At 69.7% G+C, this 11280-nt stretch carries 11 protein-coding genes; 3 read left to right on the forward strand and 8 right to left on the reverse strand.

Annotation, left to right across the window (positions count from 1 at the left end; genetic code table 11):
- The first annotated feature begins 18 nt into the window (after positions 1-18).
- Entirely contained in the window at positions 19-273 is a 255-nt protein-coding gene (locus ACGFY5_RS32745) for a chorismate mutase (protein ID WP_392726035.1), read from the forward strand.
- A gap of 28 nt (positions 274-301) precedes the next feature.
- Positions 302-1024, forward strand: a complete 723-nt coding sequence (locus ACGFY5_RS32750; protein ID WP_392726037.1) for a PIG-L deacetylase family protein — start codon at positions 302-304, stop codon at positions 1022-1024.
- Here ACGFY5_RS32750 and ACGFY5_RS32755 read toward each other — a convergent pair.
- On the reverse strand, positions 1021-1680 hold the full coding sequence (locus ACGFY5_RS32755) for a sensor domain-containing protein (RefSeq protein WP_392726040.1): 660 nt from the start codon (positions 1678-1680) through the stop codon (positions 1021-1023). The genes ACGFY5_RS32750 and ACGFY5_RS32755 overlap by 4 nt on opposite strands.
- 109 nt (positions 1681-1789) lie before the next feature.
- Here ACGFY5_RS32755 and ACGFY5_RS32760 point away from each other — a divergent pair, with 109 nt between their 5' ends.
- Entirely contained in the window at positions 1790-3595 is a 1806-nt protein-coding gene (locus tag ACGFY5_RS32760; RefSeq protein ID WP_392726041.1) for a neutral/alkaline non-lysosomal ceramidase N-terminal domain-containing protein, read from the forward strand.
- Here the strand turns inward: ACGFY5_RS32760 and ACGFY5_RS32765 are convergent.
- From ACGFY5_RS32765 to nuoI, 7 genes are read right to left on the reverse strand one after another with little or no spacing between them, the layout of a single operon-like run.
- Positions 3588-4619, reverse strand: coding sequence for a polyprenyl synthetase family protein (locus ACGFY5_RS32765; protein ID WP_392726043.1), 1032 nt, complete (start codon positions 4617-4619; stop codon positions 3588-3590). The two genes, ACGFY5_RS32760 and ACGFY5_RS32765, sit on opposite strands and share 8 nt — an antisense overlap.
- Positions 4616-6145, reverse strand: coding sequence for an NADH-quinone oxidoreductase subunit NuoN (gene nuoN, locus ACGFY5_RS32770; protein ID WP_392726046.1), 1530 nt, complete (start codon positions 6143-6145; stop codon positions 4616-4618). The genes ACGFY5_RS32765 and nuoN overlap by 4 nt, the downstream gene beginning before the upstream one ends.
- The gene (locus tag ACGFY5_RS32775; protein ID WP_392726047.1) at positions 6142-7698 is read right to left on the reverse strand and encodes an NADH-quinone oxidoreductase subunit M; all 1557 of its coding nucleotides are present in this window, start codon (positions 7696-7698) and stop codon (positions 6142-6144) included. Before ACGFY5_RS32775 ends, nuoN begins: the two co-directional genes overlap by 4 nt.
- On the reverse strand, positions 7695-9632 hold the full coding sequence (gene nuoL / locus ACGFY5_RS32780; protein ID WP_392726050.1) for an NADH-quinone oxidoreductase subunit L: 1938 nt from the start codon (positions 9630-9632) through the stop codon (positions 7695-7697). Before nuoL ends, ACGFY5_RS32775 begins: the two co-directional genes overlap by 4 nt.
- A gap of 13 nt (positions 9633-9645) precedes the next feature.
- On the reverse strand, positions 9646-9945 hold the full coding sequence (nuoK, locus tag ACGFY5_RS32785; RefSeq protein ID WP_392726052.1) for an NADH-quinone oxidoreductase subunit NuoK: 300 nt from the start codon (positions 9943-9945) through the stop codon (positions 9646-9648).
- A 6-nt stretch (positions 9946-9951) separates the two neighbouring features.
- A complete protein-coding gene (locus ACGFY5_RS32790) occupies positions 9952-10728 on the reverse strand; it encodes an NADH-quinone oxidoreductase subunit J (RefSeq protein ID WP_392726054.1) in 777 nt (258 codons plus the stop codon).
- Positions 10725-11279, reverse strand: coding sequence for an NADH-quinone oxidoreductase subunit NuoI (gene nuoI / locus ACGFY5_RS32795; protein WP_392726057.1), 555 nt, complete (start codon positions 11277-11279; stop codon positions 10725-10727). Before nuoI ends, ACGFY5_RS32790 begins: the two co-directional genes overlap by 4 nt.
- Position 11280: the final 1 nt, after the last annotated feature.

An 11280-nucleotide genomic window follows, 5' to 3' on the forward strand; every position in this document is an offset into this window, starting at 1 on the left:
AACAGGAAAGAGCACGCCGTGACTACCGAGACCGCTGACGAGATCGCCGCGCTCCGCGAACGGATCAACGCCGCCGACGACGAACTGATCCGGATCTGGCGCGAGCGCGCCGAGCTGAGCCGCCAGGTCGGCGTCGCCCGCATGGCCGCCGGCGGTACCCGGCTCGTGCTCGCCCGCGAGCAGGCCATCGTCGACAAGTTCCGCCGCGAGCTCGGCGCCGACGGCGCCCAGCTCGCGATGCTCGTCCTGAGGGCCGGTCGGGGACCGCTGTAATCTCGATGGAGTGAGCTTTCCGAATTCTGTGAGCCCCATTGACGACGTGGAGCGCGTGCTGGTCGTCACCGCGCACCCCGACGACGTCGACTTCAGCGCGGGTGGGACGGTCGCCACCTGGACCAAGGCCGGCATCGAGGTCGCCTACGTGATCGCCACCAGCGGTGACGCGGGCGGCTTCGACGAGGCCACCCCGCGCGACTCGATGGCCGGCATCCGCGAGGCCGAGCAGCGTGCGGCGGCCGCCGTCGTGGGCGTCACCGACGTGACGTTCCTCGGCTACCCCGACGGCGCGCTCTACGTCACGAACGAGCTGCGCCGGGACATCGCCCGGCAGATCCGCCGGGTGCGGCCCGACCGGGTGCTCACCACGTCGCCGGTCCGCGACTGGTCACGTACCCCGTCGGCCCACGGCGACCACGTCCGGATCGGCGAGGCGACGTTCGACGCGGTCTACCCCGACGCGCGCAACCCGTTCGCCCACGCGACGCTCCTCCGCGACGAGGGGCTGGAGCCCTGGACGGTCCGGGAGATGTGGTTCTCCGGCACCCCCACGGCCGATCACGGCGTCGACATCACCGACGTCTTCGAGCAGAAGATCGCCGCGCTGCGCGAACACGTCAGCCAGCTGCCCGGCGAGCTCGACGCGATGCGGTCGCGGATCGAGCAGTGGAACGGCGCCAACGCCGCGAAAGCCGGCCTCCCGCAGGGCCGGCTCGCGGAGCTGTTCTCGGTGATCAGTACGGTCTAGCGACCCGACTGGCTCGGACCGAGCAGGAACTCCGTGTAGCGGACGCTCATGCGCGCCATCGCCTTGGTGACCCACCCGGCGACCCAGAGCAGCACGATCCCGACGCCGACCCACGGCATCGCCGAGCCGAAGCTGTCGATGACGAACGGGTTGTGGCTGTCCCAGACACCGAACAGGTAGATCTTGTCGTCCGGCATGGACCAGTACCAGGTCCACAGCGTCATCGAGCCCAGCGCCGCCGCCCAGAACGAGAGCGCCACGACCGCCGCGGTCAGCGTCACCGGGAAGACGAGTAGGTGGTGCAGCAGGTCCCGCCAGGTCGACGGCGCGGCCAGCCACTGGCGGATCCGCTGCAGCAGGCTTCCACTGACCAGCGGATACGGCATCGGCACCGGCGTTCCGAGCAGGATCGCGGCCCGGCGCCGTTCGACCTCCGCCATCCCCCGGCTGACCGCCAGCGCGGCCAACAGCACCGGTACGCCGACGATCAGCGCGGAGAACGTAGCGCCGAACGTCACGACCAGGATGAACGTGATCAGGCCGAGGATGCCGGTGAGGAACCCGACGGCGAGGTAACCGGCCGAACGCGCGGTGTCCGCGTCGAAGGCACGGGCAATCGGGTTGGAGATCGGCCGGGCTACGGCGGTCGCGGTCATGGGTGCGTCCTCTCTCGGTTTCGACACGTCCGAACCTATGGATTCGAGACGTCCGGCGAATCACCGTCATTAGCCACACCCGGTCTAGCTCTCAGGTACTACTGGCCCGATGAGGTTCACGGTGAGCACGCCCGCACCGCCCCCGCTGGAGCCGGTGCCCGCGTTGCTGGCGGGCGCGGCCGCTGTCGATCTCACGCCGCCACCGGGCCTCCCCAAGGCCGGGTACTCCCGCAACGCCCGCACCGGCGTCGGTTTCCGGGGCCGGTTACGCGCCCGGGTGCTGCACCTGCGCGCCGGAACGGCGTCGGTGACGATCGTGGCGTGCGACCTGCTGGGCGGATCGTCAGTCGTGCAGCGCCAGGTCGCGGCCCGCACCGGTACCCCGCTTGCGGGCCTGTTCGTCGGCGCGACCCACACCCACGGCGCTCCAGGTCAGTTCCTCGGCACCGATCTCTACAACGGCTTCGCGTCCAACCGGCCCGGCTTCGACCCGGCCTGGACCGAGTTCCTGGTGGAGCAGATCAGCTCCGGCGTTGCCCGGGCGGTCGAGTCCCGGCGTCCGGCGCTGGCCGCCTGGGGCGAGACCGAGGTCTGGGGTCTGACCCGGAACCGGTCACTGGCAGCCCACGTCGAGAACGCCGACAAGCACGGTCGGCGGATCGCACCTCAGCGGACCTACGCGTCCATCGATCCGCGGCTGCGCCTGCTGCGGGTGGACGGCACCGACGGCGACCCCATCGCCGCGCTGGCGGTGTTCGGCGTCCACGGCACCGGCATCCCGATGCGCAACAGCGTCTACAACGCCGATCTCTGGGCGTACGTCTACGAGGAGATGCGGGGCTGCGCCCCGGTGGTGGGTGCACTGCAGGGGACGCATGCCGACGTCGCACCCGCGCTGCGCCCGGGCCGGGCCGGTGACGTCGAGGCTGCCCGGGTGGGGCGTGGCATCGGCGCGGCGGCGGCGAAGCTGCACGCGTCGCTGACGCCGACCGCCGACTGGGAACTCGGCGCCGGGCTGCGCGAGGTCGATCTCTCGGCCGACCGTTCGATCGACGGCGTGACGCTTCCGGAGCGCCCGGCGCTGGGGGCCGCACTGATCGCCGGTGCCTTCGAGAACGTGACGCCGATCGTGCACCGCGTCCCGCCGTTCCGCGCCGGCGTCCCGAAGCCGCACGCCCCGGACGACCCGCACGGTGCGAAGTGGGTGATCGGCTCCCGCTGGCTGCAACCGGCGGTCGTGCCGCTGCGGCACTTCCCGCGGGTGATCCCGGTGCACGTCCTGCGGATCGGTTCCGCCGTGCTGGTCGGAGCGCCGTTCGAGATCACTGTCGACGCGGGGCGCCGGATCGCGTCGGCGGTCGGCCCCGGCGACGTCATCGTGTCGTCGGTGGCCAACGAGTACGCCGGGTACTGCACGACTCCCGAGGAGTACTCGCGGCAGCACTACGAGGGCGGCCACACGCTCTACGGGCCGAACACGAACGCGTTCCTGGCGGCCCACGCCGCGTCCCTCGCCGCGCGCGTGGCACCGGGCGCGATGGTGACCGAGGCCCCACCGGAGCGGACGTTCGACCTGCGCGTGCACCGGTACTGGCCGTTACCCGGCTCCGGCGGCAGCCCTCGGCGGGCGGGAAAGGCCCGCTTCGTCGACGTCACCGCCGAACAGGACGCCTACTGGGAGCAGGGCTGGTTCGACGCCGCACCGGGCGACCTGACCTGGCACGAGCCGATCGTCCGCGTCGAGTGGCGATCGGACGGGAGCTGGCAGACGCTCGTCGACGACTCGTCGTGCGCTCTCGAGGTGCGGCACCACGGCGACGACCGCTACCTCGTGCGGTGGCACGACCCCGAGCTCCGCGACGGCCGCGACTACCGTTTCGTGGTCCGCGGCCTGCCGCTGGAGCTCTTTAACTAGTCCGGTCCACCACGTAGTACGTGAGCGACTCGAGCGCGTTCCGGGCCGGGACGTCGGGCAGCGTCGCCAGCAGGTCCCGGGCGCGCTGGGCGTACGCGGCGAGCGTCTCGCGGGCACTGGCCATGCCCGGCGACTTCCGCAGCAGACCGAGCGCCTCGGCCACCTCGTCGTCATCGGTGATCGGCCGCGCGATCAACTCACGCATCCGCGCCTCGGCCGGGTCGTTCCCGGCCAGCGCGTGCAGCACGGCCAGCGTCGGGACGCCCTCCCGAAGGTCGGTGCCGGGCGTCTTGCCCGATTCCGCCGACGTGGACGCGATGTCGAGCAGGTCGTCGGAGAGCTGGAACGCCACCCCGATCTCCTCGCCGTACGCGGTGAGCGTCTCGGTGATCGCCGGGCCGCACCCGGAGAACATCGCCCCGAACCGCGCCGACGTCGCGATCAGCGACCCGGTCTTCTCGGCCAGCACGTGGAGGTGGAACTCCACGGCGTCGTCGCCCTCGGCCGGCCCCGCGGTCTCCCGGATCTGACCGGTGACCAGGCGGGCGAACGTGCGGGCCTGCAGCCGCACCGCGTCCGGCCCCAGATCGGCCACCAGGTCCGACGCCCGGGCGAACAGGTAGTCGCCGGTGAGGATCGCGATCGTGTTCGTCCAGCGCGCGTTCGCACTCGGTGCGCCGCGCCGCACTGGCGCCTCGTCCATGACGTCGTCGTGGTAGAGCGTCGCCAGGTGGGTCAGCTCGGCGACCACTGCTGCCTGCACGACGGCATCAGCTCCGGCGTTGCCGAAGTGTGCCGCCGACAGCGCCAGCAGCGGCCGGAACCGCTTGCCGCCCGCCTCGACCAGGTGGCGCGCCGCGCTGTGCACCAGCGGGTCGGCGTCCGACACCGCGGTGCGTAGCGCGTCTTCCACCTGCGCCAGGCCGGCGCGGACGGAAGCGGCGAACTCAGGCTCGATGGCCTCGATGCCGAGCAGACCTGTGCCGGTGGGTGCCACGTCCATCCCTGCTGTGCGCGTGTTCATCGAACAAATTGTGCCGCCTGCCCGGCGAGGTCGAGCAGTTGAGTCGGCACCACGCCAAGGGCGAGTGTGGCGAGCACCCCGATCGTCAGGGCAGCGGCGGTGAAACCGCCGGGAACCGAAACGGTCGGACCATCCTCAGCAGGGTCAGACAGGTACATGAGCACAATTACCCGAAGATACGGGAAAGCGAGCACCATGCTGGCGATGACACCAACGATCACCAGCGATACCGCGTCACCCTCGATCGCGGCCGCGAACACCGCGAACTTGGAGATGAAACCGCTGGTCAGCGGCAGACCCGCGAACGCCAACAGGAACAGCGTCATCACGCCGGCGTAGAGCGGCGACCGGCGGCCGAGCCCGGCCCACCGGGAGAGGTGCGTGGCCTCGCCATCGGAGTCGCGGACGAGCATCACGACTGCGAACGCACCGATCGTCGTGAAGCCGTAGGCCGCGAGATAGAACAGCGTCGACGAGACGCCCCGCTCGTTGAGCGCGACCACACCGGTGAGGATGAAGCCCGCGTTCGCGATCGAGGAGTACGCCAGCAGGCGCTTGATGTCGGTCTGCGTGACCGCGAGCACCGAACCGACGATCATCGTCAGCATCGCGATGCCGATCAGCACCGGCCGCCAGTCCCACTTCGTCGACTGGAACGCCACGTAGAACACCCGCAGGATCGCGCCGAACGCCGCCACCTTCGTGCAGGCGGCCATCAGCGCGGTCACCGGCGTCGGGGCGCCCTGGTACACGTCGGGCGTCCAGGAGTGGAACGGCACGACGCCGGCCTTGAACAGCAGGCCGATCAGCAACATCGCCAGACCGATGAACAGCAGCGCGTCGTTGGCCTGCGAGCCGTTCACCGCATCGTGGATCGACGCCAGGTCGATCGCACCCGCGTAGCCGTAGATCAGCGCGACGCCGTACAGGAAGAACGCCGAGGCGAACGCACCGAGCAGGAAGTACTTGACCGCGGCCTCCTGGCTGAGCAGCCGCCGGCGACGGGCCAGCGCGCACAGCAGGTACAGCGGCAACGAGAGCACTTCCAGGCCGATGAACATCATCAGCAGGTCATTCGACGAGACGAACACCAGCATCCCCGCGAGCGCGAACATCGCCAGCGGGAACGCCTCGGTGTGCGACGTCGGCTCGCTGGCCAGACGCCGGTCGGGCGGCGAGCCCGCGACCACAGCGGCCTGCGCCACGAACGAACCACCGGCGTCCAGCGACCGCTCGGCCATCAGCAGGATGCTGACCGCGCCCAGCACGATGATGCTGCCGGACAGGAACAGCGCCGGGCCGTCGATCGCGATGGCACCCGCCGCCGTGATCACCTCGCGCTGGGCCACCAGCACCACCGCGACGAACGCGGCGGCGAGCCCCACCAGCGAGAGCCCCACCTGAACGAAGTGCCGGGCCCGGCGGGGCACGAACGCCTCGATCAGGATGCCGACGCAGGCCGCGCCGATCAGGATCAGGATCGGCGAGAGCGCCGCGTAGTCGAGCTTCGGCGCCTCGATGTTCATCGGTTCCCTCCGGCCACTTCAGTGGGTTGCGGGTCTTGTTTGCCCACGTCGGTGAGCGTGGCCTTCACTGCCGGGTTGATCACGTCGAGCAGCGGCTTCGGGTAGACGCCCAAGCCGATGATGAGGACGAGCAGCGGGGCGATGACCCAGGCTTCGCGGCGGCTCAGGTCACGCCACTTCGGCTTGCCCTCGTCGTCGATGGCCTCGCCCATCAGCGTCGGGTTGACCGGGCCGTGCATCGTGCGCTGGATCATCCACAGCACGTAGAGCGCCGCGACCACGATGCCGAGCGTCGCGACGACACCCGCGACCGGGTTGCGCGAGAAGACGCCCAGCAGCACGAGGAACTCACTGACGAACGAGTTGGTCATCGGCAGCGCCAGCGACGCCATGCCGGTGATGAAGAACGCACCGTAGATCCACGGGACGAGCCGGCCCACGCCTCCGTAGTCGGCGATCAGCGCCGAGCCGCGGCGGGCGATGAGGAAGCCGACCACCAGGAACAGCGCGCCGGTGGCGATGCCGTGGTTGACCATGTAGAGCACGGCACCGGAGCCGCCCTGCGTGGTGAACGCGAAGACGCCGATCGCGATGAACCCGAAGTGGGCCACCGAGGTGTAGGACACCAGGCGCTTCATGTCGTTCTGGCCGATCGCCAGCAGCGCGGCGTACAGGATGCCGATGATGCCGAGCACGATGACCAGCGGCGCGAAGAACCGCGACGCCTCCGGAAACAGCGGCAGGTTGTAGCGCAGGAAGCCGAACGTGCCGACCTTGTCCAGCACGCCGACGAGCAGCACGGCCGCACCGATCGGGGCCTGGCCACCGGCGTCCGGCAGCCAGGTGTGGAACGGGAACAGCGGCGCCTTCACCGCGAACGCGACGAAGAACCCGAGCCAGATCCAGCGCCCGGCCGTGGTCGACATGTCCATTCCGGCGAGCTTGTCGAAGGCGAACGTGCCCTCGCCCAGCTCGCGGACGCTCACCACGTACAGCGCGATGACGCTGGCCAGCATGAACAGACCGCCGACCAGGGAGTACAGGAAGAACTTGACCGCCGCGTACTGCCGCTGCGGGCCACCGTAGGACCCGATCAAGAAGTACATCGGGACCAGCATCGCCTCGAAGAAGACGTAGAAGAAGAACACGTCGGTGGCGACGAAGACGCCGATCATGCAGGTCTGCAGCGCGAGCATCAGCGCGTAGTACGTCTTGACCGAGCGGCGCCCCTGGCCCGACTCGTGCCAGGACGCCAGCAGGACGATCGGCGTCAGCACGGCGATCAGCGCCAGCATCACCAGCGCGATGCCGTCCACACCGAACGCGAGCCGCGTGCCGAACTGCGGGATCCAGGTGTACGACGTGACGAACTGGAACCGGTCGCCGTCGGGGTCGAAGTTGGCGCAGACCACGATCGTCAGCACCAGCACCGCGAGCGACCAGCCGAGGGCCAGCAGCTTCGCGAGCCGGTCGGCGCCCTTGGGCAGGAACGCCAGAACGATCGCGCCGACCAGCGGCAGCGCGGTCAGTACGGGGAGCCAGGGACCGTTCATCCGAGCCGCACCACCAGCAGCGACGCCAGCACCACGACCGCACCTCCGAGCATCGTCAGGGCATAGGACCGGACGAAGCCGGTCTGCAGGCGGCGTAGGCGGCCGGAACCGCCACCCACCGCGGCGGACAGGCCGTTGACCAAGCCGTCCACCCCTCGGCTGTCGACGTACACCAGGGCCCGGGTGAGCCACTGGCCAGGCCGCATGAACACGGCCTCGTTGAACGCGTCCGCGTACAGGTTGCGCCGGGCGGCCACCACGAGCTGGTTAGCCGGCTGCTCCGCCTTGGCGGTGCCACCGCGGAAGATCAGGTAGGCCAGCGCGACCCCGACCAGCGAGACGACGATGACCAGCGCGGTGATGACGATCGGCTCGAGCTTGTGCGCTGCCTCGGGGGCCTCGGCGCCGCGGACCAGCACCGGCTCGAGCCAGTGCACCGTCCGGTCGCCCTGGGTGAGCAGGAAACCACCGGCGACCGAGCCGACCGCCAGCAGGATCATCGGCACGGTCATCGAGAGCGGCGACTCGTGCGGGTGCGGAGCCCCGCCGATCTGCTCGTCCTCCGCGGTGGGCCAGCGCGGCTTACCGAGGAACGTCAGCACGAACAGCCGCGTCATGTAGAACGCGGTCAGGCCCGCACCGAGCAGCGCCGCGCCACCGAACAGCCAGCCGGACCAGCCGGGCCGGTCGAAGGCGTGCTCGATGATCGGGTCTTTCGAGAAGAAACCGGACAGCGGCGGGATGCCGATGATCGCCAGCCAGCCGAGCCCGAACGTGACCGTCGTGATCGGCATGTACTTCGCCAGTCCGCCGAACCGCCGGATGTCGACCTGGTCGTTCATGCCGTGCATGACCGAGCCGGCGCCGAGGAACAGCCCGGCCTTGAAGAAGCCGTGGGCGAGCAGGTGGATGATGCCCAGCGCGTAGGCCTCACCGCCGAGCCCGACGGCCAGGAACATGTAACCGATCTGGCTGACCGTCGAGTACGCCAGCACCTTCTTGATGTCGTCCTTGGCGCAGCCGATCACACAACCGATGAGCAGCGTGAGTGCGCCGATGACGCAGACCACGGTGCGGCCGGTCTCGGTGAGGTCGTAGATCGGCGACGAGCGCGCGATCAGGTAGACACCGGCCGTGACCATCGTCGCCGCGTGGATGAGCGCGGAGACCGGCGTCGGGCCGGCCATCGCGTCGGGGAGCCAGGCCTGCAGCGGGAACTGGCCGGACTTACCGCAGGCGCCCAGGAGCAGCAGCAGCGCGACGATCGTGACCGTCGTCGACGAGAGCTGGTCGACCGAGTTGAACACGCCCTCGAACGACGTGTCGCCGAGCGTCGCGAACAGCAGGAAGATGGCCAGCGCCAGGCCGACGTCGCCGACCCGGTTCATGATGAACGCCTTCTTCGCCGCGGTGGCGGCCTCCGGGCGCGTGTACCAGAACGCGATCAGCAGGTACGACGCCAGACCGACGCCCTCCCAGCCGACGTAGAGCGCGACGAAGCTGTTGCCGAGGACCAGCAGCAGCATCGCGGCCACGAACAGGTTCAGCATCGCGAAGAAGCGCCGCCGACCCTCGTCGTGCGACATGTACCCGATCGAGTACACGTGGATGAGGAACCCGACGCCGGTGATCAGCAGCACGAACACCGCCGACAGCGGGTCGTAGAGCAGCCCGGCGTCGACCTTCAGCCCGCCCACGTCGATGAACGTGAACAGGTGCTGGGAGATCTGCCGGCCCTCCTCGCCCAGTCCGCGCAGTTCGAAGAACTGGACGACGCCCAGCACGAACGCGATGCCGACCGTCGCGCACCCGAGCAGGTGCCCCCAGGTGTTCGCGCGGCGACCGAGCAGGAACAGCACGAGCGCACCGCCCAGCGGCAGCGCGATCAACAACCAGAGCAGGGAAAGGGACCCCGTCGGCTCTGCATACTCCACGGCGCTTGTCCCCTCAGTACTTCAGCAGGTTCGCGTCGTCGACCGAGGCCGACTTGCGGGTGCGGAAGATCGACATGATGATCGCGAGCCCGACCACGACTTCCGCGGCGGCGACCACCATCACGAAGAACGCCATGATCTGGCCGTCCAGCGTGCCGTTGATCCGGGAGAACGTGACCAGCGTGAGGTTGGCCGCGTTGAGCATCAGCTCGATGCACATGAACACGACGATCGCGTTGCGCCGGATGAGCACACCGACGGCGCCGATCGTGAACAGCGCCGCGGAGAGCAGCAGGTAGTAGGTAGGTGTCACTGCCGATCAGCCCTTCGGGGTGGTCAGACCGCTGTCGAGTTCGCGCCGCTCGACCGACGGCGCGACGCTGCCCTCGGCGGGCGTGCCGTCGGGGAGCAGGGCCGGCGTGGCCACCGAGTCGGACAGTGCGTAGACGCCGGGGCCCGGCTTGGGGGCCGGGTGGTTGCCCGTCCGGAACCGGGCGATCGAGCGCTCGCGCTGCGTCGGGACGCCGCCCTTGTCGCGCTCGACGTGGGCCAGAATCATCGCGCCGACCGCTGCGGTGATCAGCAGCGCGCTGGTGACCTCGAACGCGAAGACGTAGCGGGTGAAAAGCAGCGCCGCGATCGAGTCGACGTTGCCGCCGCCGGCCTCGTTCGTCTGGCGCAGGCCGGTGGCCGACACCTCGCCGAGCGCCCGGTAGAGCCCGGTCGTGACCAGCGCCGCCAGTCCGATGCCGAGCAGCACCGCGGCGAGCCGTTGCCCGCGGAGCGTCTCGACGATCGAGTCCGACGAGTCCCTGCCGACCAGCATCAGCACGAACAGGAACAGGATCATGATCGCGCCGGTGTAGACGATGACCTGGACGACGCCGATGAACGGCCCGGCCTGCAGCACGTAGAACACACCGAGGCTGAACATCGTGCAGACCAGGAACAGCGCCGAGTGGATCGCGTTGCGGGCCAGCACCATGCCGAGAGCGCCGCCCAGCGCAACCGGGGCGAGCACCCAGAACGCCACCTTCTCGCCGGTGGGCGGGTCACCGGGTGCGGCAGCGGCCAGCACCTCCAGAGCAACGCTCACCGGACGACCTCCTTGGTCTCCCGCTCCGGACGCTCGGCGCCGGCCGAGGCCCCGGGGTTCGTCGGGCCCTGCACGTAGTAGTCGGTCTCGTTCGCGCCGAGCCGCATGGCGTGCGGCGGCGCTTCCATGCCGGGCAGCAGCGGCGCGAGCAGCTGCTCCTTGGTGTAGATCAGGTCGGCCCGGCTGTCGCTGGCCAGCTCGTAGGCGTTCGACATCGTCAGCGACCGCGTCGGGCAGGCTTCGATGCAGAGCCCGCAGAAGATGCAGCGGGCGTAGTTGATCTGGTAGATCGCGCCGTATCGCTCACCGGGTGAGAAGCGCTCTTCCTCGGTGTTGTCGCCGCCCTCGACGTAGATCGCGTCGGCCGGGCAGGCCCAGGCACAGAGCTCGCAGCCGACGCACTTCTCCAGCCCGTCGGGGTGCCGGTTGAGCACGTGGCGACCGTGGTACCGGGGCGCCGCGGGCTGCGGCACGTCCGGGTACTTGATCGTCACCCGCTTCTTGAACATGGTCGAGAACGTCAGACCGAAGCCTTTGACGGAGTCGAGCACG

The sequence above is a fragment of the Cryptosporangium sp. NPDC048952 genome, from assembly GCF_043197895.1.
Lineage (GTDB): Bacteria > Actinomycetota > Actinomycetes > Mycobacteriales > Cryptosporangiaceae > Cryptosporangium.

Coding starts and splice junctions, on each gene's coding strand:
- ACGFY5_RS32775 (WP_392726047.1), bottom strand. CDS start 7,698: ATGAACGGTCCCTGGCTCCCCGTACTGACCGCGCTGCCGCTGGTCGGC.
- ACGFY5_RS32760 (WP_392726041.1), top strand. CDS start 1,790: ATGAGGTTCACGGTGAGCACGCCCGCACCGCCCCCGCTGGAGCCGGTG.
- nuoN (WP_392726046.1), bottom strand. CDS start 6,145: ATGAACATCGAGGCGCCGAAGCTCGACTACGCGGCGCTCTCGCCGATC.
- ACGFY5_RS32755 (WP_392726040.1), bottom strand. CDS start 1,680: ATGACCGCGACCGCCGTAGCCCGGCCGATCTCCAACCCGATTGCCCGT.
- ACGFY5_RS32765 (WP_392726043.1), bottom strand. CDS start 4,619: ATGAACACGCGCACAGCAGGGATGGACGTGGCACCCACCGGCACAGGT.